This is a genomic window from Alphaproteobacteria bacterium (assembly GCA_019635875.1).
GTDB lineage: Bacteria > Pseudomonadota > Alphaproteobacteria > Reyranellales > Reyranellaceae > JAFAZJ01.
In genome coordinates this window covers 800,162-823,099 of record JAHBYP010000001.1, presented here as the reverse complement: position 1 = coordinate 823,099, position 22,938 = coordinate 800,162, and the positions used below count along the sequence as shown (strand labels likewise).

Genomic DNA, 22,938 nt, shown 5'->3' with positions numbered 1-22,938 from the left:
ATGGCAATACCCTGCTACGGAAGCCGGCCGGCGTCCACCTGCCGGCACAAAGCCGGAACAACCGGCCGTTGACATCGCAGGGCGCCGTCAGGATAGTGCCGGCGCGGCGCCTTCCGGCCGTCGGCTGAGACCGACCGTCGGGGCGTCGCGTGTTTTTTTGCGCGGCCGGATGGGCCGGCCGCGTGGGCTCAGCATGGAGGATCGAACCGTGGTTACGGCCGTGATGCCGACGTACGCACGCAAGGACGTCGTTTTCGAACGTGGGGAAGGCTCCTACCTGTTCGCGACCGACGGCCGACGTTACGTCGACTTCACGTCGGGCATCGCGGTGAACAACCTCGGCCACTGCCATCCGCAGCTCGTCAGGACGCTGCAGGACCAGGCGGCGAAGCTGTGGCACACCTCGAACCTGTTCCGCATCGGCAACGGCGAGAAGCTCGCCCTGCGGCTGGTCGAGAACTCGTTCGCCGACACGATGTTCTTCTGCAACTCCGGGGCGGAAGCCATCGAGGGTGGCATCAAGCTGATCCGCAAGTACCAGTACGTGACGGGCAACCCGAAGCGCTACAAGCTGATCTGCTTCCAGGCCGCCTTCCACGGCCGCCTGCTCAACGCACTCGCCGCCACCGGCAACGAGAAGTACCTTGAGGGCTTCGGCCCGCCGGCCGCCGGCTACATGCACGCGCCGCTCAACAACACCAATGTCGTGCGCGACATGGTGGATGACGAGACCGCCGGAATCCTGGTCGAGCCGATCCAGGGTGAAGGCGGCGTGCGCGAGGCCAATGCGCAGTTCCTGCGCGACCTGCGCTCGATCTGCGACGAGTTCGGCCTGCTGCTGTTCTACGACGAGATCCACACGGGCTTCGGTCGGACCGGCAAGCTGTGGGCCTACGAGCATTCGGGCGTCGCGCCCGATGTCATGGCGATCGCCAAGGGCATGGGCAACGGCGTGCCGATCGGCGCGTTCATGGCGACCGAGAAGGCGGCGCAAGGCATGGTGCCGGGCACGCACGGCTCGACCTATGGCGGCAATCCGCTGGTCACCGCCGTGGCCAACTCGGTGCTCGACGTCATGCTGGCGCCGGGATTCTTCGACGGCGTGCGCGAGCGCGCGGCGTATCTGCGTCCCAAGCTCGACAGGCTGGTGAAGGATCACCCGACCGTGCTGGCCGAGGCGCGCGGCACCGGCTTCCTGCTCGGCCTGCGCTGCCACGTGCCGGCGGGCGACATGGTGCTGAAGCTGCAGGAGCTCGGCATGGTCGTGCCGATCGCCGGCGAGAACGTCGTGCGCGTCTTCCCGCCGATCACCACGCCCGTCGCCGTGCTCGACGAGGGCATCGCGATCATCGACGCGGCCTGCCGCGACTTCGAGAGCGCGATGGTCAAGGCGAAGGAAAATGCCTGAGCTGAAGCACTTCCTCGACCTCGACCAGGTCGAGCCGAAGCTGCTGCGGCGCATCCTCGGCAAGGGCGCGGAATACAAGCGCGCCCGCGCCAACGGGGGGCACGGCAAGCCGCTCACCGGCAAGACCCTGGCGATGCTGTTCGAGAAGCCGTCGACGCGCACCCGCGTGTCGTTCGAGGTCGGCATGCGCGACCTCGGCGGCGAGACCATCATGCTCGGCACCACCGACACCCAGCTCGGCCGCGGCGAGACCATCGCCGACACCGCGCGCGTGCTGTCGCGTTATGTCGACATGATCATGATCCGCACCACCACCGAGCAGAAGCTGCTCGACATGGCATCGTACGCCAGCGTACCGGTGATCAACGGGCTCACCGACAAGACGCATCCCTGCCAGCTCATGGCCGACGTGATGACCTACGAGGAGCATCGCGGACCGATCAAGGGCAAGGTCGTCGCCTGGTCGGGCGACGGCAACAACATGGCGACGAGCTGGATTCACGCCGCCGCGCAGTTCGACTTCGAGCTGCGCATCGCCTGCCCGGCCGAGCTCAAGCCGCCGCAGGACGTGCTCGACTGGGCGAAGAAGAAGGGCGCGCGCATCGTCGTGACGCACGACCCCGAGGCCGCGGTGAAGGACGCCGACTGCGTCGTCACCGACACCTGGGTGTCGATGGGCGACGAGGACGCCGCCTCGGCCGGCCGACGACACAACCTGCTCAGGGCCTATCAGGTCGACCAGCGCCTGCTGAAGCTCGCCAAGGGCGACGCGGTCTTCATGCACTGCCTGCCGGCGCATCGCGGCGAGGAGGTCACCGCCGAGGTGATCGACGGACCGCAATCCGTGGTGTGGGACGAGGCCGAGAACCGACTGCACGCGCAGAAGGCGATCATGGCCTGGTGCCTCGGGCACGTCTGATGGGCGGTGAAGGCACGGGCGCGCCGATCGCGGGCGCGCCCGATGCCGTTCCCGGGGCCGACGATCTCGCGCTGCCGTTCGCGCTGCCCGACCTCGGCGCACGCGGCCGCATCGTGCGGCTTGGTCCGGCGGTCGACGCCATCCTGCATCGCCACGACTACCCGCCGCCGGTCGCCGCCCTGCTCGGCGAATCGCTGGCGCTGTGCGTCGCGCTCGCCTCGTCGCTGAAGTACGAGGGCATCTTCACCCTGCAGATGCGCGGCGACGGGCCGGTGCGTCTGCTGGTCGTCGACCTCACCTCCGAAGGCGCGCTGCGCGGCTATGCCCAGTTCGACGCCGCGAAGGTCGCGGCCATGCCGGTCGAATCAGCCAACGCCGTACCGCGCCTGCTCGGCCACGGCCATATGGCCTTCACCGTCGACCAGGGCGCCGACACTGAGCGCTACCAGGGCGTCGTGGCGCTCGAAGGCAGCAGCCTGTCAGACTGCGCGCATCATTATTTCCGCCAGTCGGAGCAACTCGCCACGGGCGTCAAGCTGACCACCGGGCGCGACGAGTCGGGAAGCTGGCGCGCCGGCGCGCTGATCCTACAGGCCCTGCCCTCGCAGGAGCTGGTTGCCGAGACCGATGCCGAGGAGCGCGACGAGCGCTTCCGCACGGCACTGATCCTGATGGGCAGCGCGCGCGACTCCGAGATGATCGATCCGGCGCTGCCGGCCGACCAGCTGCTGTGGCGGCTATTCCACGAGCACGCGCCGCGCGTCTTCGACCGGCGCGACGTGGCCGATCGCTGCCGCTGCTCGCGCGCGCGCATCGACAGCGTGCTGCGTTCCATCCCGCGCGAGGAGCTCGACGGCATGCGCGATGCCCGCGGCCTGGTGGCGGTGCGCTGCGAGTTCTGCGGCGCCACCTACGACTACAGTGATCAGGAACTTGACGAACTGCCGGCAAAAGCTCAGCCTTGATCATCACTGAACGGTTCATGGGGAAGCCGGACGATGGGCAGTCGATTTCTCTTCACCAAGAAGGTCAAGACGCTGGGGTTCAATCTCCAGCTCAAGCACAAGGGCATCTGGCTGGCCAACGCGGATGCCACCAAGATCACCAAGGCGGTGGCTCGCTCGAAGGCGATGCTGTCCCTCGCCATCACGCGCTGCGGTGGCTATGCCGACAAGGACGCGAAACGCTTCGCGGCGACCTACTTCCTGACGGGCCCCGAGCCGTCGACCGGCGAATGGGCGAAGATCTCCAGCATTCTGCAGCTCACCTATCAGGGCATCGGCCGCGACGTCACGCTCAAGCTGGGGGCCGGTTCGGGCACTCTCGGCTATGTCCGTCATTCGATCACCGACGATCCTTCCGAGTCGATCGGCGTCGATTCCGACGGCGACATGATTCGCGAGAAGGGCACGATTCACATCAGCAAGAAGAAGCTCCTGGGCAGCGCCGAGCTGCTCGCGATCACCTTCATTCACGAAGCGACCCACAAGTACGCAAATACGTTCGATCACGGCGACTCCGGCTACCGCGAGGAAGACGACAGCGACTGGTGGGCGCCGGGTCTGACCAAGGATCAGGCTCTCAACAACGCCGACAGCTATGGATACTTCGCCTATCGCGTCGGCGAGGCATACGGCCTGTAGCGCCTGCGGCGCCGCAATCCCGCCTGATTGCGCGCGCCTGAATTGGCGCCATGAGCGCCTCGATACCCCGCCGCGCGCTGCTGCCGCTGGCCGCAGCGTTGCTTCTCGCAGGCCGATCGGGCGCCCAGCCGACGCGCCCCGCCGTCGATTTCGCCGTGCCGGATTTCGGCAGCAGGCCGATGCGGCTGGCGGCGGGGCGGCTGATCGTGACGCGGGCCTTCGTGCCGGCGATCCAGCCGCCGCGGCATGAGGGCAGCATGATCGTATCGGCGAGCGACACCATGGCGGACTGGGCCTCGAGACACCTGCTGGCGGCTTTGCCCGGGAACCCGCGCACCGCCGTCTTTACCATCCGCGAGGCGAGCCTCGTGGGCGAGCGGCTGCGCGTCGAGAAGGGCCTCGGTGACCTGTTCCGCAAGCAGGCGGCGGAGCGCTACACGCTGAGGCTCGGCGCCGATCTGGAGATGCAGCACGAAACCGGCCAGTCGTTGGGCGTGGCGGCGGCCGAGGCGACGACGAGCCTCAGCCTCCTGGAAGGCGTCAGGGAGGCTGACCGCCAAGTGTCCTGGCACAACATGCTGATCGCGGCGATGGAGCAGTTCGTGGCGACATTCGAGCGCACGATGCGCAGCCAGCTGCAGCACCATCTCGCGGGCGGCTGACGCGACGCAACATTGTCATCCCGAGCGCAGCGAGGGATCCAGGGCAGTCCTGGATCCCTCGCTGCGCTCGGGATGACAGACAATTCTTACCGTCCGCCCGAGGCCCACTCCACCATGCGGTTCATGAAGGCCTCGCAGGCCCTGATCTGCGAGACCAGGATGAACTCGTTGGGCTGATGTGCCTGGGCGATGTCGCCCGGGCCGCACACCACGGTGGGCACGCCGCCGGCGTTCTTGAAGATGCCGGCCTCGGTGCCGTAGGACACCGAGGTCACCACGTTGCTGCCCGACCAGCTCTGCACCAGCTTCACCGCCTCGTCGTTGCCTTCGGGCGGGAAAGGCGGCGTGCCCGGCCCGATGTCGAACTCGATCGACGCGTCGGGATGCTTGCGCCGCATCGCCGGCAACAGCTTCTCCGCCACGTAGGCCTGGGCGCGGGTGATGACCTCCTGGTCGTCGGCGCCGGGCAGCGCGCGATACTCCCAGTGCACGACGCAGTCGCGCGCCAGGATGTTGGCGGCCGTGCCGCCGTGGATCGTGCCGACGGTGATGGTGCCGTAGGGCGGCATGAACTCGCTGTCGGCGGCGGCGCGCGACTCGAGCTCCTCCTGCAGGCGCAGCAAGAAGACCACGAATTCGCAGGCGAAATGGTTGGCGCTGACGCCCAGATGCGTCATCGACGAATGGGCCTCGACGCCGCGGAAATGCGTGTGATAGCGCCGCGTGCCCTTGTGCGCATGCACCGCCGTCATCATCGTAGGCTCGCCGACCACGACCAGGCGTGGCCGCGGCACGTCGCCCATCAGCCGCTCGGCCAGCGCGTGCGCGCCGATGCAGCCGACTTCCTCGTCGTAGCTCAGCGCGAAATGGATCGGCACCTTGAGGTTGGCGCGCTTGAACTGCGGCACCATCGACAGGCCGATGGCCGAGAACGCCTTCATGTCCGACGTGCCGCGGGCGTAGAGCTTGCCGTCGCGCTCGGTGACGATCCAGGGATCGGTGTCCCAGGGCTGGCCGTCGACCGGTACGACGTCGGTGTGGCCCGACAGCACGACGCCACCCGGCACCCTGGGGCCGATGCTGGCGTAGAGATTGGCCTTGGTGCCGTCGTCGCTGTGCACCAGCGTGGAGTCGACGCCGTGCGATTTCAGGTAATCGCGGACGTAATGGATCAGCTCGAGGTTCGAATTGCGGGAGGTCGTGTCGAAGGCGATCAATCGTCGCAGCATCTCCAGTGAAGTGACCGTCTCGCCTGCCATTGTCCGCACCCCTTGAAAGCAATCGGGCGCGATCTCCGCCGCGCCCGCCTACGCACTCTAGCCCGTCGGCAGAGCGACGTCAGCCGTAGCCGCCCGCCGTCTTGCCGATCATCGCCAGGAATTCCTTCCGCGTCGTCTCGTTCTCGCGGAAGGTGCCGAGCATGCGGCTGGTGAGCATGGTGACGCCCGGCTTGTGCACGCCGCGCGTCGTCATGCACTGGTGCGCCGCCTCGATCACGACGCCGACGCCGCGCGGGTCGAGCACCTCCTGGATGCAGTTGGCGATCTGCGCCGTCATCTTCTCCTGGATCTGCAGCCGCTTGGCATAGGCCTCGACGACGCGCGCCAGCTTGCTGATGCCGACCACGCGGTGACGCGGCAGATAGCCGACATGCGCCTTGCCGATGATCGGCACCATGTGGTGCTCGCAATACGATTCGAGGCGGATGTCGCGCAGGATCACCATCTCGTCGTAGCCGTCGGTCTCCTCGAAGGTGCGCGCCAGCATCTCGCGCGGATCGCCCTCGTAGCCGCCGAAGAACTCCTCGTAGGAGCGTACAACGCGATCGGGCGTGCCGACCAGGCCCTCGCGCTCGGGATCGTCGCCGGCCCAGCGGATCAGCGTGCGCACCGCCTCCTCGGCTTCGGCGCGGGACGGCTTGCCGACGGAGCGGGCGGCTTCGGCGGCGAAGACTCCGGGCTTGATGACCTTGTTCATGCGACCACCACCTAGTTGATCGACCGGGCGCCCTGCGGGCTGTCGAGCGAGAACATGGGAATGCGGATGTCGAACTTCTCGCCGCTCTCGGTCACCATCTGATAGGTGCCGGTCATGAACCCCGACGAGGTGTCGAGCGGGCAGCCACTGGTGTACTCGAAGACCTGGCCGGGCTGCAGCACCGGCGTCTTGCCGACCACGCCGGGTCCCTTGACCTCCTCCATGCGGCCGCGCGCATTGGTAATCTTCCAGTGCCGGCTGAGCAGCTGCACCTTGTCGCTGCCGCGATTCTCGATGCGCACGGTATAGGCCCAGACCCAGCGCGCCTGCTCGGGCTCCGACTGGTCCTCGAGATAGGCGGGTCGCACGCTGACGACGATCGATCGGGTCTCGGCCGTGAACATGGTCTCACCGCTGACGAAAGAGGCCGGTCGCGCCGGCCCTGAGGGGCATACTACGCCGCTGGGCACAGAAGCCAAGACGAGGTGTTGGCACTGCTTGGGCCGACGCCGCAATAGGTGGTGCGCGACGTTCACGAATCAAGGAGCGCGCGACGATCCGGTCAAGTCGCGAAGATCATGCAGGTGGTGCTGCCCCAGGCGAGCAGCCGGCCCTGCGCATCGGTCAGACGGCCCTCGGCCAGGCCGATGCGGCTGCCCGCATTGATCACCTTGCCCTCGGCGCGCACCAGCCCGGTCCTGTGCGTCATGCCGCGCGCGTAGTTCACCTTGATCTCCAGCGTGGTGTAGGCCTGCCCGGCCTTGAGCACGCTGTGCACGGCGCAGCCCATGCAGGAATCGAGCAGGGTCGCGGCATAGCCGCCGTGGATGCTGCCGATCGGATTGTAGTGATCGGGCGTCGGCGTACCTTCGAAGACGACACGGCCCACCTCGGCCTCGACCAGGCCGCCGTTCATGAATCTGCCGATCGGCGGCGCCGGATAGCGACCCGCGATCCAGCCACGCAGGAAATCGACGCCGGCCATGCCGGCGAGCGCGGCCGCGTCGACGACGCCGAAAGTCCGATCCGCAGACAAAGACATCACATGACTCCCACTAATACGTGCATATGCACTTTAGTGTTCCCCGGCACGCCGGTCGCGGCTATCCTGCCGCCATGCGGAACGACAAACCCCTGCCGATCCCGGAAGGCGGCTGCACCTGTTTCCAGATCCGCCGCGCGGCGCGCAAGGTGACGGCGATCTACGATCGCCGCCTGGCCGAGGTCGGGCTGACAGTGACGCAGTGGGGCCTGCTCGCCAACCTCGCCGGCAAGCCGCCAATGCCAATCGGCGCCTATGCCGAGGTCATGGCGATGGACCGCACGACGCTGACGCGCAACATCAAGCCGCTGATCGCGTCGGGCCTGATCGCGCTGTCGCCCGGCCCCGACCGCCGCACGCGCGCGCTGGCGCTGACCGCCGACGGCAAGGCGATGGTGCGCCGCGCCTATCCGACGTGGCGCGCCGCCGAGATGGAGGTGCGCGAGGCGCTGGGCGCCAAGGCGACCAGCGCGCTGCACGACACGCTTCGCACCTCGATGGCGCTGCTCGACGCCGTGTAGCGAGGCCCGGCATCCGGGGACTACACTCCCGGGCATGAGCAGCACCGGCAATCTCGGCGTCACATCGGGACTCACGGCGGACGGTCGCGACCTCGCGCGCCTCGAGCGCTTCATGCGCGGGACCATCGAAGGCTTCCGCGGGCCGATCGAACAGGTCGAGCGCATGAATGGTGGCACGTCGAACCCGACCTATCTCGTCGGCGCCGGCGGCGCGCGCTACGCCCTCAGGCGCAAGCCCTACGGCAAGCTGCTGCCTTCGGCGCACCAGGTCGACCGCGAGTATCGCGTGATCTCGGCACTCAACCGGACCGACGTGCCGGTGCCACCGGCCCTGGCGCTGTGCCAGGACGACGACGTGATCGGCAGCGCCTTCTACGTCATGGGCTTCGTCGACGGCCGCGTGCTGTGGAACCAGTCGCTGCCCGGCATGAGCCCGGCCGAGCGCGCCGCGATCTGGGACGACATGAACCGCGCCATGGCGGCGCTGCACAGGGTCGATCCCGAGGCGGCAGGGCTTGCCGACTTCGCGCGGCCCGGCAACTACATGGCGCGCCAGATCGATCGCTGGAGCAAGCAGTATCGCGCCTCGCAGACCGACGACATCGAGGAGATGGAAAAGCTGATCGAGTGGCTGCCACGCAATGTGCCGCCGATGGCGCGCACCACGCTTGTTCACGGCGACTACCGGCTCGACAACGCGATCTTCCACGAGCGCGAGCCGAAGCTGCTGGCGCTGCTCGACTGGGAACTCGCGACGCTCGGCGATCCGCTCGCCGACTTCGCCTATCAGTGCCTGAGCTACTACACGCCACCGGATCCCAAGGGCCGCGGGCTAGCCGGCCTCGACCTCGCCGGCACGGGCATTCCGACCGAAGCGCAGTTCGTGCGCACCTATGCGCGGCGCATGGGCATGGAGAGCCTGCCCAACTGGGACTTCTACATGGCCTACAACCTTTTCCGCGTCGCGGCGATCGGCCAGGGTGTCTACAAGCGCATGCTCGACGGCGTCTACGACGCGCGCAACCGCGAGGAGAACATGGTCGACCGCATCCGCATTCGCGCCGCGGCGGGATGGCAAATCGTTGAGCGCAAGCTGGCGCAAGCGTGATGCTCGCCCGTCGCACCCTCCTCGCCGGCGCGCTGGCCGCGACGGTGACGCGGCCAGCTCTCGGTCAGCAATCCGGCGCGACCGATCTGCTGCCGAGCTTCTGGCCGGTCTACGACGCCGGCCGCGGCGAGTCGATCGAGGCGCGGGCACGGGCGGTGATTGCCGGGTATTTCCAGCCGCACCTCGCCGTTCAGCAAAGTGCCGGCATTGGCCGCATCGACCTCGTGCGCTGGTTGGAGATTTTCGATCCCATCGCCGACGAGGTGCGTCGCCTGTCGCTGGCGTTCCCGCAGGTCTGGCGCGAGCAGGTCGAGCGCTTCCGGCGTCACCTGCCCGACGCGACGAACGATGCGCCGATGACGATCATGCTGTCGTTCCTGAGCTTTGATGCGCGCGTGCGGCTGTGGCGCGACCGGCTCGCCCTGTTCGTCGGGCTCGATGGCGTCGTTCATATTCACGGCCGCAGCGCGGATCTCGGCATCCTGCTCGATCACGAATGCTTTCATCTCTATCACCATCAGGTGAATCCCAGCCTGATCCTGCCCGGCGGCGATACGCTGTGGCTCGGAATCTGGAAGGAAGGCCTCGCGGTCCATGCCTGCGGCGTACTGAACCCCGGCATCACGCGTCGGCGCATGCTGCTGGGCGACAGTGATCTCGCGGCGATCACGCCTGAGCTTTTGCGCAGGATCGCGCGCGCGTTGCCGCCGGTTCTCGGCGCCACCGACGGCCAGACCCGCGCCCGCTATCTTTCCTACGGCTATCGCGGCGACATCCCCGCCCGCAGCGGCTACGCGCTGGGCCTCGCCATCGCCGAGCGCGTAGCGCGCGGACGCAGCCTTGGCGAGTTGGCGCGCATTCCCGCGCCAGAGATCGAGACGCTGGTGCGCGCCGAGGTCGAAGCGATCGCCGATTAGGCGTTGGCGTCGAAGAAGCCATACTCCAATGCCATCGCGCGGGCGTAGTTGTCGTGCACGTCGGGCGTGTCGGCGGCATGCCGATCAAGCAATTCCTCCAGCCGCACCGCCAGCGACTCGAAGCCGGGATCGGCATAGGTCCGAACCCATTCGGCATAGAGCGGCGCGACATCTGCCTTGGCGAGGCTCTGGCCAAGCCAGGCGTAGAGCCGCATGCACGGCGTCATCGCGGCGATGGTCTCGCCCAGGACGCCACGCGTCGCGGTGTCGAGCAGAAAATCGGTGTAGGCACGCGTCGCCGGCGCCGGCATCACGCCGACGAGATCGACGTTCCAGCGCGCGGCGTAGCCCTTGTGCAGCTTCAGCTCGTCGATCACGCCGCCGATCAGCTCGGCGAAGCCGTAGAGGTCGTCGCGCGCCGTCGAGTGCGCGAGGCAGAAGGCGTAGGCGCGCGCGAAGGCCTCGAGGAAATAGGCATCCTGCGCGACGTAGCGCTCGAAGCTGGCGCGCGGCAGCCTGCCGTCACCCAGGCCGCGGACGAACGGATGCGCGAGGATGCGCGCGGCGCCGTCGGCGTTCGCCGCCCACAGCGCCGCCGACAGCGACATCAGCCGGCCAGCGCCTGCGTCAGATCCTCGATGATGTCCTCGACATCCTCGAGGCCGACCGAGATGCGCAGCAGGCCGTCGCCGATGCCGAGCTTGGCGCGCTCGACCCCGCCGATGCGCTTGTGCGTCGTCGTCGCCGGATGGGTGATCAGGCTCTTGGCGTCGCCGAGATTGTTGGAGATGTCGACCAGGCGCAGGCGGTTGAGCGTCTCGAACGCCGCCCATTTGCCCGCTTTCAGGTCGAAGGCGACGATGCCGCCGGGCGCCGAGAGCTGCTTCATCGCCAGCTTGTGCTGCGGATGGTCCTTGCGGCCGGGATAGATCACGCGCGCCACGGCGGGATGCGCCGCCAGCTCGTCGGCGACGCGCTGGGCATTGGCGCAGTGTTTTTCGACGCGCAGCGGCAGGGTCTCCAGGCCCTTGACCATCACCCAGGCGTTGAACGGGCTCATGCTGGGCCCGGTGTTGCGGGTGATCGGCTGCAGCTCGTCGAGGATGTACTTCTTCGGCCCCAGGATGGCGCCGCCCAGGGTGCGGCCCTGGCCGTCGATGTACTTGGTGGCGGAGTGCACGACGATATCGACGCCGTGCTCGATCGGCCGCTGCAGGATCGGCGTGGCGAAGGCGTTGTCGAGCACGACGCGGGCGCCGGCGGCATGAGCCAGCTCAGTGACCGCCTTGATGTCGACGATGTCGAGCGTCGGGTTTGAGGGCGTCTCGAACAGCACTGCCTTGGCCGGCTTCGACAGCGCCTTCTTCCAGGCGTCGAGATCGCGGCCATCGACCAGCTCATGCTCGATACCAAAGCGCGGCAGCAGCTCGGTGACGATGTAGTGACACGAGCCGAAGAGCTGGCGTGCGGCGACAATGCGATCGCCGGCGCGCAAGAGCGAGAGCAGCGCGTAGAACACGGCGCTCATCCCCGTCGCCGTCGCCCGACACGCCTCGGCACCTTCCAGCGCCGCCAGCCGGTCCTCGAACATGGTGACAGTGGGGTTGCCGAAGCGCGAGTACTGCAGGCGGTCGATCGTGCCGGCGAAGGCGGCCTCGGCCTCCTCGGCGTTGGGATAGACGTAGCCCGAGGTCAGGAACAGCGCCTCCGACGTCTCCTCGAAGTTCGAGCGCTTCAGCCCGCCGCGCACCGCGCGCGTGGCCGCCCGCCAGGTCTTCTGGCTTTCCTTGCGCGCCGCATCGATACGCGCCCGTTGATCGCCGTCCATTGTCTCACCCTCCTGCGCGAGCTCGCGGCCGGCGCAACGAAAAAGCCCCGACCGTTCGGTCGGGGCTTTTTCGTGGGCCTCCGACCTTTTAGCGGTTTTTAACGTGGCCGCAAGCCGGTCGGCTCAAATCCCACGGTGCCGTTGTGCTATACCTCGTGGCGCCGCCGGTCAAGCGCGATTATGATCGGCGGCGCGAGGACGCCATGCCCGACACTGTCATTTACAAAGCCGACGAGGAGTTCTCCAAGCTCATCGAGCGCGCGCCGCCGGCGATCAGGTGATCGTCAAGACGTCGGGCGATCATGAGATGCGCCTGGTGCCCGTTGAGGGCGGTACTACGCAGGTCGAGAGCAAAGAGCCGCGCAAGCTCGGATTGCTGCGCGGCAATATCTGGATGGCGGACGACTGGGACTCCCCCGAAACCAATGCCGAGATCGAGCGCCTGTTTTATGAAGGCGACAAGCATCCACCCGACAAGACGTGAGGTTTCTTCTCGACACGAATGCGCTGCTCTGGGCGTTGCTGACGCCCGAGGCTGCTCTGGGCGTTGCTGACGCCCGAGGAGCTGCGTCCAGAAGCACATGCCGCGCTCGCGGATCGCGGAAACGAAGTCTACGTCAGCATGGCCTCGATCTGGGAAGCGGCCATCAAGGTGGGAACAGGCAAGCTCGTGTTGCCGCCCGAGTTCGTGCCGACAATCACCAGTTCCGGCTTTCGACTCCTTGCCATCGAGATCGCTCACGCGCTTCGTGTTTCGTCTCTACCCGGCACCATCGTGATCCTTTCGACCGCTTGCTGATCGCTCAAGCGATGATCGAAGGCCTGACGCTCGTGACACGCGATACCCTGCTGCCGCAATACAACGTTCCGATCCTAGCGGCCTGACCATCAAGAGGAATGCAGTGAGCTTCGAGACGCTGGACTACGCCGTGCACGACAGGGTGGCGGAGATCACCATGAACCGCGCGCCGGTCAACGCCATCAATCATGCGCTGGTCGACGACCTGCTCGCCGCCTACGCCAGGGCGCGGGACGACGAGGGCGTGCGCGCGGTGATCCTGACCAGCGCCTTCGATCGCGCCTTCTCCGGCGGCATGGACCTGGCGATGATGCAGGGCGGCGATGGCATGCGGCTGCGGCGCTTCCTCGAGAAGCTCTATTTCGGCGTCCACGACATGCAGTACCGCATGGGCAAGCCGACCATCGCGGCGCTGACGGGTCCGGCGCGCGCCGCCGGCGTGACCCTGGCGGTGACCTGCGACTGCATCGTCGCCGCCGACACCGCCAGCATCGGCTACCCCGAGATCCAGGTCGGCGTGATCCCGGCGATGCACTTCGTTCACCTGCCGCGCCAGATCGGCCGCCACAAGGCCTTCGAGCTGCTGTTCAACGGCGATCCGATCAGCGCCGTCGAGGCCGAGCGCATCGGCATCATCAATCGCGTGGTGCCACAGGCCGAGGTCAAGGAAGCGGCGCGCGCACTGGCCCGGGACTTCGCCCGGAAATCGCCTGTGGTGATGAAACTGGCGCGCGACAGCTACCTGCGCACCAACGATTTCGAGTATCGCCGCGCCATCGAGGCCACGGTCGAGACCATCTGCAACATCATCGCCACGCCCGAGGCGCAGGAAGGCCTGAACGCCTTCAACGAGAAGCGGCCACCTCGCTGGTGATGCGCGGCGCGTAGCGCCGCCTAGTGCTTCTTCGCGGCGTGCGCCTCGCGCATTTTGCTGATGGTCGTGCGCGAGGTGATCTGCTCGAGGCTGGTCTTGACGTGGATGATCGAGGCCACGCTCGACGCCAGGCAGCGCTCGAAGGCCGGCGCGAACTCCTCGGTCTTCAGCACCGTCTCGCCATAGCCGCCGAAGGCGCGCGCGTAGGCGGCGAAGTCGGGGTTACGCAGCTCCACACCGTGGCCGCGCCCGCCATACTCACGCTCCTGGTGCATGCGGATCGTGCCGTACTGGCCGTTGTCGACCACGACGATCACCAGGTTGGCGCCGAACTGCAGCGCGGTGGCGAACTCCTGGCCGCTCATCAGGAAGCAGCCGTCGCCGGCAAAGGCGACCACGACGCGGCGCGGCTCGACGATCTTGGCCGCCACCGCCGCCGGCACGCCGTAGCCCATGGCGCCGCTGGTCGGCGCCAGCTGGGTGCGCATGCCGCGATACTGGAAGAAGCGATGCACCCAGCCGGCGTAGTTGCCGGCGCCGTTGCAGACCAGCGCGTCGTCGGGCAGGCGCGTGTTGAGCCATGCGACGATCTCCCCGAGATCGACGTCACCGACCGAGCCCGTGGGCTTGATGCTGGCGAGGTACTCCAGATGCGCCCTGGCGACATCATCGGCCCAAGGCGCCCGGCTCACCGGCTTCAATGCCTTCGCCGCCCTGGCGAAATTCGCCATGCCGCTGTTGATCATCAAGGTGGCTTCGTAGACGCGGCCCAGCTCGTCGGCACCGGCATGGACGTGCACGAGGGGCTGCTTCGGCACGGGAATGTCGAACAGCGTGTAGCCGGCGCTGGTGATCTCGCCCAGCCGCGGTCCGATCGCGAGCACCAGGTCGGATTCCCGGATGCGCCTGCTGAGCGCCGGCTCCGAGCCCAGGCCGATATTGCCGATGTACTGCGGGTGGCGGTTGTCGATCAGGTCGGCGTTGCGGAAGGCGGTCGTCACCGGCAGCCTGTTGGCCTCTGCGAAGGCGCGGATGTCGTCGCAGGCCTGCTTCGTCCAGCCGCCACCGCCCAGCATGATCACCGGACGCTGGGCCTTCTCCAGCATACCGCGCAGCCTCTCCATGTCCTCCGGCGCCGGTGCGCCGCGCACCACCGTGTACTGGCGCGCGTCGGGCACTTCGACCTCGTCGGTCAGCATGTCCTCCGGCAGGGCCAGCAGCACCGGACCGGGGCGACCCGACACGGCGCGGTGGAATGCCTGGCTCACCAGCTCGGGAATGCGCTTCGCGTCCTCGATCTGCGCCGACCACTTCGTCAGCGGACCGAACATCCGGCGGTAGTCGATCTCCTGGAAAGCCTCGCGCTCTTCCTGCTCGCGCGCCACCTGGCCGACCAGGATTACCATGGGCGTGCTGTCCTGGAAGGCGGTATGCACCCCGATACTGGCGTTGGTGGCGCCGGGACCGCGGGTGACGAAGCAGATGCCGGGCTTGCCGGTGAGCTTGCCGTAGGCCTCGGCCATGTTGGCGGCGCCGCCTTCCTGGCGGCAGATCACGAACTTGATGGCGTTGCGCTGGTCGTACAAAGCGTTCAGGGCCGCGAGATAGCTCTCGCCCGGCACGCCGAAGATATGGTCGACGCCGTGGATGCGTAGCTGGTCGATCAGCACTTGTCCGCCGGTGCGACGCACCAGAGCGTTGGACGACGAAGCGGTGGCGGACATGACGACGACCCCGATCCCCATGGTTTGATCAGGTGGAAGCGATAGCACGACGCGCCGCCGTCGCGTCACCCCAAGGGCTGGCCATCGCCATGCGTAATCGCCGGGACTCCCGAGGGCTGCATCTGGTTGTGCGTGTACAGCCAATCCTCAGGCCGCAAATCATCTGTGATTCTGCGTCAAATCCGCCACTTACGGCCGCGCTTGGCATCCGAATCAACGGGTGGGCGGGTGGACTTTGGCACCGGACCGGGCCATACTGAGTGAAGTGCGGTTACGTCCGGCGGACTTAGGAGAGCGAGTCCGGCCGGCAAACGTGCACTCGTTTCGGTTGTTGCCTCGGAATCGTCCTGTATTGAGCGAGAGCCAGTCTTCCCTGTCCGACACCGATTCGCACGGGCGAATCGGGACCCTGGTGGCACACCCGACCGATCCTCCGTCAATCCCCGTCTAACGAGCCCAAGTGGAATGAGTCGTAAACTATTCGTAGGCAACCTGCCCTACACCTGCAGCAACGAGCAGCTCACCGAGATCTTCTCGCCCTACGGCGAAGTCGTATCCGCGAAAATCGTGATGGATCGCGAAACCGGCCGCAGCCGGGGCTTCGCGTTCGTCGAAATGGCCGCCGACGAGGCGGGCGCCAACGCCATGACGGCGCTGGATGGATCCCAGTTGGGTGGTCGTGCCATTGCGGTACGGCCGGCGGTGGAACGCGCTCCCGGTGGCCCGCGTGGCGGCGGCGGCGGTGGCTTCGATCGCGGCCCACGTGGCGGCGGCGGTGGCTTCGGCGGCCCGCGCGGCGGTGGCGGCTACGGCGGTGACCGTGGCGGCGGTGGCGGCTATGGCGGCCCGCGCGGCGGCGGTGGCGGCTACGGTGGCGACCGCGGCGGCGGGGGCGGCTATGGCGGCCCGCGCGGCGGTGGCTACGGCGGCGGCGGCGGTGGCCGCGATGCCGGTGGCTACGGCGGCGGGGGCGGCTTCGATCGTGGCGGCGGCCGTGGCGGCTATCCGCCGCGCGTCGGTGGCGGCTTCGATCGCGGTGGTCCCCCGGGCGGTCCGCCCGGCGGCATGGAGGATCGTGGTGGCGGCGAGCGCCGTCGCGACTTCGATCGCGATCGCCGGCGCCGCGACGACGACGACGGCGACGACAACTGAGCGCCGCGCGTTCCCCGGGAACGCGCTATCCTGATCAGGTCCAGGTGAAGCGCCGACACCGCGCGGTGGCGGCGCTTTTCCTTGTTCGCAAGCCATCATCCGGAGTCGCGCGGTGCGCAGCCATATCACTCATCTCGAATGCGGCATGACCGGCGAGCCCCTGGCCAAGGGCACGCTGCACAACCTCTCGCCCAAGGGTTTTCCGATCGTCGTGCGCTACGACCTCGAGGCGGCGGCAAAGGCGGTGAGCAAGGATGCGTTGAAGGACCGGCCGCAGGACATGTGGCGCTTTCGCGAGCTGCTGCCGGTGACCGAGGACCGCAACGTGGTCACCCTGGGCGAGGTATGGACGCCGCTGGTGCCCCTGCCGACGCTTGCCCGACGGCTGGGCGGGGGCGAGATCCTGGTCAAGGACGAGGGCCGTCTGCCCACGGGCTCGTTCAAGACGCGTGGCCTGGCGATGGCCGTCAGCATGGCCAAGGAGCTGGGCGTGAAGAAGATCGCCATGCCGACCAACGGCAACGCCGGCGCGGCGCTTGCCGCCTACGCCACGCGCGCGGGCATCGAGAGCATCGTGCTGTGCCCTGACGACACGCCCGTGGTCAACATGGCCGAGACCGAGCTGCAGGGCGCGCGGCTCTACCGCGTCAACGGCCTGATCAACGATTGCGGCAGGATCGTCGGCACCGGCAAGGCCGAGGGCGGCTGGTTCGATTTCTCGACCCTGAAGGAGCCCTATCGCATCGAGGGCAAGAAGACGATGGGCCTGGAACTCGCGGAGCAGCTCGGCTGGGACGTACCCGACGTCATCCTCTATCCCACCGGCGGCGGCACCGGCCTGATCGGCATGTGGAAGGCGTTCAACGAGCTCGAGGCGATGGGCTGGCTCAAGCGCAAGCCGCGCATGGTGGCGGTGCAGGCCACCGGCTGCATGCCGATCGTCAAGGCCTACGAGAGCAACGCGCGCCACGCCGAGCTTTTCCAGAACGCCCACACCGTCGCCGCCGGTATCCGCGTGCCGGTCGCGATCGGCGATTTCCTGATCCTCGATGCGGTGCGCGATTCCGGCGGCTTCGCCATCGCCGTCGACGATGACGCCATCGAGGCCGCGCGCGTCGAGGTCGGCAGGACCGAGGGCCTGCTGCTCTGCCCCGAGGGCGCAGCGACCTATGCCGGCTACCTGAAGGCGCTGAAGGACGGCCGCATCCGAAGGGACGAGCGCGTGATGCTGTTCAACTGCGCCACCGGCCTGAAATATCCGATGCCCGAGCCGACGAGACGGCTCGACAAGGATGCGCCGATCGACTACGCCGCGCTGTAGCGCGCAAGGTTGGCGCGGATGCGGTCGAGCGCCGGCGCCGGCCTCGCCGGCAGCGTGAAGGTCCGGCCGGTGATCATCTCATAGGCCTCGATGTAGACGCGCGCGGCGTCGAGGATCACCGAATCGGGAATCGTCGGGATCGGATCCTTGTAGGGGTCGCAGCGCGCCGTCACCCAGGTGCGCACGAAATCCTTGTCGAAGCTCTGCGGCCGTTCTCCGGACGCGAAACGCTGCGGATAGGTGTCGGCGAACCAGTAGCGGCTGCTGTCGGGTGTGTGGATCTCGTCGGCCAGCACGATGTGGCCGGTCTCGTCGAAGCCGAACTCGTACTTGGTGTCGACCAGGATCAGCCCGTGCCTGGCCGCGATCTCGCGGCCGCGCGCGAACAGCGCCAGCGCCAGCCGCGTCGTCTCCTGCCATTGCGCCGCCGTCAGCAGGCCGCGGCCGACGATCTCCTCGGGAGTCAGCGGCGCGTCGTGCGCGCCATCCGCCGCCTTGGTCGTGGGCGTGATGATGCTGGCGTCGAGCTTCTGGTTCTCGCGCATGCCCTGGGGCAACGTGACACCGTACATCGTGCGCACACCGGCCTTGTACATCGACCAGATCGACGTCGAGGTCGTGCCGGCGAGGTAGTCGCGCACCACGACTTCCACCGGCATGATTCTCAGCCTGCGGCATACCAGCACGTTGGGATCGGGATACTCGATCACGTGGTTGGCGCAGATGTCGCGCGTGGCGTCGAACCAGAAGCGCGCGGTCTGCGTCAGCACCTCGCCCTTGAACGGCAGGGCCGTGAGGATGATGTCGAAGGCGCTCAGCCGGTCGCTGGCGATCAGGATGCGACGGCCATCGGGCAGGTCGTAGTTGTCGCGGACCTTGCCGCGATAGTGGTTGGGCAATCCCGGAACCGTCGCGTCCCGCAGGACAAAAGGCAGGAACGGCGCGAGCGAGCTGGTATCCACGAGACGGTGCTTTCCTGTCGAGGGTCGCCCTCCCCTATCATGCGACCTTGAGATCGGCCACCTCGCCCGCGGTCAGCGCCACCAGCTCCGCCGCGGTCAGCCGGAACACCGCGACCGGCGTGCCGGCGGCCGCCCAGATGGGATCGAGCGCCAGCAGGTCGGCGTCGATCAGGGTGCGGATCGCGCGCGCGTGGCCTGCCGGCGGCACGCCGCCGATCGCGAAGCCGGTGGTGGCGCGCACGAAGCCGGCATCCGCGCGCGCGATCCGCTCGCCGATCAGCGCCGTCAGCCTCTTCTCGTCGACGCGATTGATGCCGCTGGCCACCACCAGCAACGGCTCGCCGCTGTCGCGGCCGCGGAAGACCAGCGACTTGGCGATTTGCGCCACGTCGCAGCCGATCGCCGCAGCGGCCTCCGCCGAGGTGCGCGTGGTTTCCGTCATCTCCCTGACACGTCCGGGCAACCCGCGGCGGGCCAGCCAGTTTTCCACCCGTTGGGCGCTCTCGCTCAGCGGCATCACTCTTGCCTTTGCCTCGGTGGCGGATTGGCGGAACATACACGGCCAAAGGCCCGGAGGGTCATGCGGATGAAGCGACGTCACCTGATGCGTGCGGCGGCCGGCGCGGCCCTCGTCCCGCTCGCGGCGCGCCAGGCTTCGGCCGATCCGATCGATGTCGATCTGCGCCTGGTGCTGGCCGTCGACGTGTCGCGCAGCGTCGACGCCGACGAGTACGAGCTGCAGAAGGACGGCTATGCCCGCGCGCTCACCGACCAGCGCATCATCGACGCCGTGATGTCGGGTTCGTTGCACCGCATCGGCCTGTGCTACGTCGAATGGGCCGGACCGCAGATGCAGCGCACGCCGATCGACTGGACGCTGCTCGACAGCAAGGCGGCCTGCGAGCAGTTATCGGGGAAGATCGCCGCCCTGCCCTACGAACCGCACAGCTGGACGGGTGTCGGCGCGGCCATGCGCTACGCCGCGGGCAAGTTCGAGAGCGGGCCCTTCCATTCGCGGCGCATGGTGATCGACGTCTCGGGCGACGGCCGCAACAACAACGGGCCACCGGCCGACATCGTGCGCGACGAGCTGGTGGGCAGGAACATCGTCATCAACGGGTTGCCGATCATCAGCGACCGGCCGAATTTCGGGCGGCCACCGGACCGCGAGCTCGACCGCTGGTACGAGGAGAACGTGATCGGCGGTCCCGGCTCGTTCATGATCGTCGCCCAGGGCTTCGGCGACTTCGCCCGCGCCGTGCGCAACAAGCTCAGCCGCGAGATCGCCTGAGCGGGCCGACCCGGTCGATCCGGCAGCCGCGTTGCCAACGTGACACTAAGACGGGCTGCGCGGCATCGCGCCGTGACATGACCGGCCTACGGTATGGCCATCGATCCCAACGATGGAGGGTGCCGTGGCCGCGCCGCGTGAAGCAATTGTCGCGCTCTGCAAGAAGCTCCTGCCCGAGACCACCGCCGTGGGCGAATATGTCCACTGGCACGAGATCGGCTTCGACAATCTCGCCAAGGATTACGGCCAGGGAATGGGCACGACGTGCGGTTTCCTGCCCCATTGGCTGCTGTGGCGCTTCGGCTGCCGCGACAACACCCTGGTCAACCGATCCTCGCCGCCGGAAGGCCTGACCTACCGCATCGGCGCGAATCTCTCGATCTTCCAGCCCACCAAGGCGCAGCCGCGGCCGTCCTGGATTCGCCTGGACGAGCAGAAGACACGCGATGCGGCGAGCGGCAGGGGCGGACCCAAGCCGGGCGACTTCGTGATCATCCGCGGCGGCTTCTGGCTGGAGAAGTCGACCGGCGAGCGCACACGCGACAGCGCGCACATCTTCGTGCTGCTCGACGTGCTGGAGGCCAACGGCAAGACGGTGAAATGGCGCGTGGCGCAGAGCGGCGTCAGCAACAACGCCTTCCAGCAGGGCGCCCACATCACGACGCTCACCGGCGAACTTCGCGAGGGCGAGGTGCTCGAGGCCAACACGCAGGCCAAGGGCCCGAACCTGGTCTTCGTCGCCAACATCCTGGGCGAGGAACCCAACTTCCCGCGTCGGGTGATCGGCTATGTCGACATCGACAAGATCGGCTTCGGTGCGGGACCGAGCGCGAAGTTCACCCAGCTGTTCGAGAACCGCTTCCGCACGCCGACGACCAACGACATCACCAAGGTCAACCAGTGGTTCGGCTGGTACGAGATGGCCTCCGCCGGCGGCTTCATCGCGCTCAACAAGCCCTACCTGCTGCTGCATCGCGGGCACGAGGCGTACAGGCTGGAAAAAGGCCTCGGTCGCTACGCCTGCTCGGCGCGCGGTATGTGGACCCTGACCGGCAACAAGATCGACATCGTGTGGGAGGACACGACGCCCGATCAGTCCTGGACGATGGCCACGAGCTACACGCCCAGGACCAAGACCGCCGGCGTTCCGGTCTCGGGCAACGCCGGCGAGATCGTGCGGGTGGCCGAGATCCCCAAGACGCCGTCGGACATCATGATGGACTGGCGGGTGGCGTAGCCAGGATCTGCCGCAGCCGGGCCAACGCGCGGTCGTCGCGCATCAGGGCCACCGGCATGGTGAGGTGGCCGACCTTGAGCTCGAAGACGTTCTCGGCCGGCAGGTTCCAGGCGCGCGCCAGCTCCATGCCGGTGGCAAAGGGCAGCAGCTTGTCGCCGCTGCCCAGCACCGAGACGATGCGGTCGGGCGGCAGGCCAAGCGCGCCCTTGGGATTCATCAGTCCTTCCCAGCGCAGCAGTTCCTCACGCGACCAGCCGGCGGCATCGAGCTCGGTGTTCAGGCCCAGCGTCTGCACCAACGCGCCATTGAAGGTCACTTCCTCGATACGCCCGGAATGGCTGATGAGCACGATCGCGTCGGGCCGCATGCTCCGGGGCCATTCACCGGCACGCACCGCGGCCTGTTGCGCCACGAACGACGTCAGCGAGATGCCGCCGACCCCGACCGGTCCGCCAAAGCGCGTGCGGCACCAATCGATCAGCACCGCCGTCTCGAGCGTCTGGCCGACGATCAGGTCCATCGTGCCCAGGGGCGCGGTGGCGAAGAACGGCTCGCCGCCATAGACGTCGGCCGGACAGCGCAGGCCATGGAACGGCGAGACGATCTCGACGATTCGGAATCCCATGCGGGCGAGCAGATTGGCGCTGTCGATCGAGCGCCATAGCAGGTCGGTCTCGAGGCAGAGCCCGCTGCCGACCACGAGCGTGGGCACATGTGCGTCGGGCGACGGCTCGACGATGCGCGCGTAAACCGTGCTCGTGCCGGTCATCGCCGCCAGCCGCGCATGCGGCGAGCGGTACCGCAGCCAGTACTCGCGCAGCCCGGGACCGGCGGCGGGATGCGAGAGCTGCATGTCGGGCAGGGCCTCGGGCACGCGATAGGCCGCGGCCGGATCGTCGCGCACGGTGCCGTAGACCGCTTCCACGGCGTCGCGCGAGGCCACCTGCCAGCGTGCGATCGGCGGACGCGCGGCGAAGAGCAGCGGATAGAACAGCGCGCGCGTGCCAAGATGGGCGGTCGCGCGCCGACGGCGGCCGTCATCCAGTGCGGCCAGCGCAGCCGGTGCGATCGCCGCCTCACCGAAGGCCGCCTGCTCCCACAGGCCGCGCGCTGCGATCGCTCGGCGTCGGGCGCTGTCGTGACGCTTGAGAATGGTCTCGAGATAGCGCGTCGACCAGCGGCCATAGTCCGGCACCGGACCGCCGATTGCGGCACGGAAGGCGTCGGTCGAGCCCTCGGCGACGTTGGCGGCGGCCCACAGCCGTGACAGCGGGAAGTACCAGCGCTTGAGCGCCGCCAGCCCCACCGGATCGACCCAGGGACGGGCGATCAGGTCGCCCACCGGGGAATGGAGCAGGCGATCGACCCATTTTCCGGGGAAACCGCCGGCGTCGAGCGTAATGGCCCCTGTCATCCGAATCCTCCCGGCTGGCGATGGGGCCGTCCTCATACGCGGCCAAGATGACAGGTCAGGTAATGAGCCCACGCTCAATTGCAAGCCCCCCCAGTATCAGGATTGTGTGTTTTCGCTTGGGCGCGCGCCGCCCGTGCGG

24 protein-coding genes, 1 pseudogene and 1 riboswitch are annotated in these 22,938 nt (G+C 67.8%); of the genes and pseudogenes, 15 read left to right on the top strand and 10 right to left on the bottom strand.

The features are described 5' to 3' along the window. Nucleotides 1–223: 223 nt before the first annotated feature. Genes KF889_04145 through KF889_04125 form a run of 5 tightly spaced genes read left to right on the top strand, consistent with a single transcriptional unit; the run spans nt 224 to nt 4,632 of the window. Entirely contained in the window at nt 224–1,408 is a 1,185-nt protein-coding gene (locus KF889_04145; GenBank protein ID MBX3498611.1) for an aspartate aminotransferase family protein, read from the top strand. Beyond that, complete coding sequence (gene argF / locus KF889_04140; protein MBX3498610.1) at nt 1,401–2,327, top strand: ornithine carbamoyltransferase; 927 nt, start codon at nt 1,401–1,403, stop codon at nt 2,325–2,327. The genes KF889_04145 and argF overlap by 8 nt, the downstream gene beginning before the upstream one ends. Continuing rightward, nucleotides 2,327–3,292 (top strand): Hsp33 family molecular chaperone HslO, encoded by a 966-nt coding sequence (locus tag KF889_04135; protein ID MBX3498609.1) that lies wholly within the window; start codon nt 2,327–2,329, stop codon nt 3,290–3,292. Before argF ends, KF889_04135 begins: the two co-directional genes overlap by 1 nt. Nucleotides 3,293–3,325: 33 nt before the next feature. After that, nucleotides 3,326–3,970: a hypothetical protein gene (locus KF889_04130; GenBank protein ID MBX3498608.1), complete on the top strand. Its 645-nt coding sequence runs from the start codon at nt 3,326–3,328 to the stop codon at nt 3,968–3,970. Between the two features lie 50 nt (nt 3,971–4,020). Then, the gene (locus KF889_04125) at nt 4,021–4,632 is read left to right on the top strand and encodes a hypothetical protein (protein MBX3498607.1); all 612 of its coding nucleotides are present in this window, start codon (nt 4,021–4,023) and stop codon (nt 4,630–4,632) included. An 86-nt stretch (nt 4,633–4,718) separates the two neighbouring features. On the opposite strand, the gene argE is transcribed toward KF889_04125, so the two are convergent. From argE to KF889_04105, 4 genes are all read right to left on the bottom strand, one after another. Continuing rightward, nucleotides 4,719–5,891, bottom strand: a complete 1,173-nt coding sequence (gene argE / locus KF889_04120) for an acetylornithine deacetylase (protein ID MBX3498606.1) — start codon at nt 5,889–5,891, stop codon at nt 4,719–4,721. Between the two features lie 79 nt (nt 5,892–5,970). Further along, on the bottom strand, nt 5,971–6,609 hold the full coding sequence (gene folE, locus KF889_04115; GenBank protein ID MBX3498605.1) for a GTP cyclohydrolase I FolE: 639 nt from the start codon (nt 6,607–6,609) through the stop codon (nt 5,971–5,973). 11 nt (nt 6,610–6,620) lie between these two features. After that, nucleotides 6,621–7,013 (bottom strand): Co2+/Mg2+ efflux protein ApaG, encoded by a 393-nt coding sequence (gene apaG, locus KF889_04110; GenBank protein MBX3498604.1) that lies wholly within the window; start codon nt 7,011–7,013, stop codon nt 6,621–6,623. 158 nt (nt 7,014–7,171) lie between these two features. Beyond that, nucleotides 7,172–7,651 (bottom strand): PaaI family thioesterase, encoded by a 480-nt coding sequence (locus KF889_04105; GenBank protein ID MBX3498603.1) that lies wholly within the window; start codon nt 7,649–7,651, stop codon nt 7,172–7,174. Nucleotides 7,652–7,725: 74 nt separating this feature from the next. Between KF889_04105 and KF889_04100 the strand changes: the two genes are divergently transcribed. Genes KF889_04100 through KF889_04090 form a run of 3 tightly spaced genes read left to right on the top strand, consistent with a single transcriptional unit; the run spans nt 7,726 to nt 10,197 of the window. Next, on the top strand, nt 7,726–8,172 hold the full coding sequence (locus KF889_04100) for a winged helix-turn-helix transcriptional regulator (protein MBX3498602.1): 447 nt from the start codon (nt 7,726–7,728) through the stop codon (nt 8,170–8,172). Nucleotides 8,173–8,206: 34 nt separating this feature from the next. Next, nucleotides 8,207–9,280, top strand: coding sequence for a phosphotransferase family protein (locus KF889_04095; GenBank protein ID MBX3498601.1), 1,074 nt, complete (start codon nt 8,207–8,209; stop codon nt 9,278–9,280). Beyond that, nucleotides 9,280–10,197, top strand: coding sequence for a hypothetical protein (locus tag KF889_04090; GenBank protein ID MBX3498600.1), 918 nt, complete (start codon nt 9,280–9,282; stop codon nt 10,195–10,197). Before KF889_04095 ends, KF889_04090 begins: the two co-directional genes overlap by 1 nt. Here the strand turns inward: KF889_04090 and KF889_04085 are convergent. Both KF889_04085 and metZ read right to left on the bottom strand, forming a co-directional pair. Next, nucleotides 10,194–10,805 carry a TenA family protein gene (locus KF889_04085; protein MBX3498599.1) on the bottom strand — a complete coding sequence of 204 codons (612 nt, stop codon included), beginning with the start codon at nt 10,803–10,805 and terminating at the stop codon, nt 10,194–10,196. The two genes, KF889_04090 and KF889_04085, sit on opposite strands and share 4 nt — an antisense overlap. Next, nucleotides 10,805–12,025 (bottom strand): O-succinylhomoserine sulfhydrylase, encoded by a 1,221-nt coding sequence (metZ, locus tag KF889_04080; protein ID MBX3498598.1) that lies wholly within the window; start codon nt 12,023–12,025, stop codon nt 10,805–10,807. The genes KF889_04085 and metZ overlap by 1 nt, the downstream gene beginning before the upstream one ends. A 68-nt stretch (nt 12,026–12,093) precedes the next feature. Continuing rightward, nucleotides 12,094–12,169, bottom strand: a riboswitch (SAM riboswitch). Between the two features lie 133 nt (nt 12,170–12,302). Here metZ and KF889_04075 point away from each other — a divergent pair. The 3 genes and pseudogenes from KF889_04075 to KF889_04065 all read left to right on the top strand — a co-directional run bounded on the left by KF889_04075 (nt 12,303) and on the right by KF889_04065 (nt 13,698). Beyond that, nucleotides 12,303–12,509 carry a hypothetical protein gene (locus tag KF889_04075; protein MBX3498597.1) on the top strand — a complete coding sequence of 69 codons (207 nt, stop codon included), beginning with the start codon at nt 12,303–12,305 and terminating at the stop codon, nt 12,507–12,509. 51 nt (nt 12,510–12,560) lie between these two features. After that, nucleotides 12,561–12,910: pseudogene (locus tag KF889_04070) on the top strand (type II toxin-antitoxin system VapC family toxin). Between the two features lie 17 nt (nt 12,911–12,927). Beyond that, entirely contained in the window at nt 12,928–13,698 is a 771-nt protein-coding gene (locus tag KF889_04065) for an enoyl-CoA hydratase/isomerase family protein (GenBank protein MBX3498596.1), read from the top strand. 20 nt (nt 13,699–13,718) lie between these two features. Here KF889_04065 and KF889_04060 read toward each other — a convergent pair whose 3' ends face one another. Then, entirely contained in the window at nt 13,719–15,422 is a 1,704-nt protein-coding gene (locus tag KF889_04060) for a thiamine pyrophosphate-binding protein (protein ID MBX3498595.1), read from the bottom strand. 465 nt (nt 15,423–15,887) lie between these two features. Between KF889_04060 and KF889_04055 the strand changes: the two genes are divergently transcribed. Both KF889_04055 and KF889_04050 read left to right on the top strand, forming a co-directional pair. Then, a complete protein-coding gene (locus KF889_04055; GenBank protein MBX3498594.1) occupies nt 15,888–16,574 on the top strand; it encodes an RNA-binding protein in 687 nt (228 codons plus the stop codon). A 145-nt stretch (nt 16,575–16,719) separates the two neighbouring features. Beyond that, nucleotides 16,720–17,895: a threonine synthase gene (locus KF889_04050; protein MBX3498593.1), complete on the top strand. Its 1,176-nt coding sequence runs from the start codon at nt 16,720–16,722 to the stop codon at nt 17,893–17,895. Here the strand turns inward: KF889_04050 and KF889_04045 are convergent. Continuing rightward, complete coding sequence (locus KF889_04045) at nt 17,880–18,857, bottom strand: phosphoribosylaminoimidazolesuccinocarboxamide synthase (GenBank protein MBX3498592.1); 978 nt, start codon at nt 18,855–18,857, stop codon at nt 17,880–17,882. The two genes, KF889_04050 and KF889_04045, sit on opposite strands and share 16 nt — an antisense overlap. A gap of 37 nt (nt 18,858–18,894) precedes the next feature. Further along, entirely contained in the window at nt 18,895–19,374 is a 480-nt protein-coding gene (locus KF889_04040; protein ID MBX3498591.1) for a YbaK/EbsC family protein, read from the bottom strand. 63 nt (nt 19,375–19,437) lie between these two features. Here KF889_04040 and KF889_04035 point away from each other — a divergent pair, with 63 nt between their 5' ends. Then, nucleotides 19,438–20,148, top strand: coding sequence for a DUF1194 domain-containing protein (locus KF889_04035; GenBank protein ID MBX3498590.1), 711 nt, complete (start codon nt 19,438–19,440; stop codon nt 20,146–20,148). A 124-nt stretch (nt 20,149–20,272) separates the two neighbouring features. Beyond that, nucleotides 20,273–21,385 (top strand): hypothetical protein, encoded by a 1,113-nt coding sequence (locus KF889_04030; GenBank protein MBX3498589.1) that lies wholly within the window; start codon nt 20,273–20,275, stop codon nt 21,383–21,385. Here KF889_04030 and KF889_04025 read toward each other — a convergent pair. After that, complete coding sequence (locus KF889_04025) at nt 21,360–22,799, bottom strand: hypothetical protein (protein MBX3498588.1); 1,440 nt, start codon at nt 22,797–22,799, stop codon at nt 21,360–21,362. The two genes, KF889_04030 and KF889_04025, sit on opposite strands and share 26 nt — an antisense overlap. Nucleotides 22,800–22,938 lie beyond the last annotated feature (139 nt).

What these genes read in the sequence shown, in the direction of transcription:
- KF889_04040 (MBX3498591.1), bottom strand. Translation starts at nt 19,374, where the DNA reads ATGCCGCTGAGCGAGAGCGCCCAACGGGTGGAAAACTGGCTGGCCCGC.
- metZ (MBX3498598.1), bottom strand. Translation starts at nt 12,025, where the DNA reads ATGGACGGCGATCAACGGGCGCGTATCGATGCGGCGCGCAAGGAAAGC.
- KF889_04060 (MBX3498595.1), bottom strand. Translation starts at nt 15,422, where the DNA reads ATGTCCGCCACCGCTTCGTCGTCCAACGCTCTGGTGCGTCGCACCGGC.
- argF (MBX3498610.1), top strand. Translation starts at nt 1,401, where the DNA reads ATGCCTGAGCTGAAGCACTTCCTCGACCTCGACCAGGTCGAGCCGAAG.
- apaG (MBX3498604.1), bottom strand. Translation starts at nt 7,013, where the DNA reads ATGTTCACGGCCGAGACCCGATCGATCGTCGTCAGCGTGCGACCCGCC.
- folE (MBX3498605.1), bottom strand. Translation starts at nt 6,609, where the DNA reads ATGAACAAGGTCATCAAGCCCGGAGTCTTCGCCGCCGAAGCCGCCCGC.
- KF889_04050 (MBX3498593.1), top strand. Translation starts at nt 16,720, where the DNA reads ATGACCGGCGAGCCCCTGGCCAAGGGCACGCTGCACAACCTCTCGCCC.
- argE (MBX3498606.1), bottom strand. Translation starts at nt 5,891, where the DNA reads ATGGCAGGCGAGACGGTCACTTCACTGGAGATGCTGCGACGATTGATC.
- KF889_04035 (MBX3498590.1), top strand. Translation starts at nt 19,438, where the DNA reads ATGCGGATGAAGCGACGTCACCTGATGCGTGCGGCGGCCGGCGCGGCC.
- KF889_04100 (MBX3498602.1), top strand. Translation starts at nt 7,726, where the DNA reads ATGCGGAACGACAAACCCCTGCCGATCCCGGAAGGCGGCTGCACCTGT.
- KF889_04095 (MBX3498601.1), top strand. Translation starts at nt 8,207, where the DNA reads ATGAGCAGCACCGGCAATCTCGGCGTCACATCGGGACTCACGGCGGAC.
- KF889_04105 (MBX3498603.1), bottom strand. Translation starts at nt 7,651, where the DNA reads ATGTCTTTGTCTGCGGATCGGACTTTCGGCGTCGTCGACGCGGCCGCG.
- KF889_04025 (MBX3498588.1), bottom strand. Translation starts at nt 22,799, where the DNA reads ATGACAGGGGCCATTACGCTCGACGCCGGCGGTTTCCCCGGAAAATGG.
- KF889_04085 (MBX3498599.1), bottom strand. Translation starts at nt 10,805, where the DNA reads ATGTCGCTGTCGGCGGCGCTGTGGGCGGCGAACGCCGACGGCGCCGCG.
- KF889_04125 (MBX3498607.1), top strand. Translation starts at nt 4,021, where the DNA reads ATGAGCGCCTCGATACCCCGCCGCGCGCTGCTGCCGCTGGCCGCAGCG.
- KF889_04145 (MBX3498611.1), top strand. Translation starts at nt 224, where the DNA reads ATGCCGACGTACGCACGCAAGGACGTCGTTTTCGAACGTGGGGAAGGC.
- KF889_04055 (MBX3498594.1), top strand. Translation starts at nt 15,888, where the DNA reads ATGAGTCGTAAACTATTCGTAGGCAACCTGCCCTACACCTGCAGCAAC.
- KF889_04135 (MBX3498609.1), top strand. Translation starts at nt 2,327, where the DNA reads ATGGGCGGTGAAGGCACGGGCGCGCCGATCGCGGGCGCGCCCGATGCC.
- KF889_04090 (MBX3498600.1), top strand. Translation starts at nt 9,280, where the DNA reads ATGCTCGCCCGTCGCACCCTCCTCGCCGGCGCGCTGGCCGCGACGGTG.
- KF889_04130 (MBX3498608.1), top strand. Translation starts at nt 3,326, where the DNA reads ATGGGCAGTCGATTTCTCTTCACCAAGAAGGTCAAGACGCTGGGGTTC.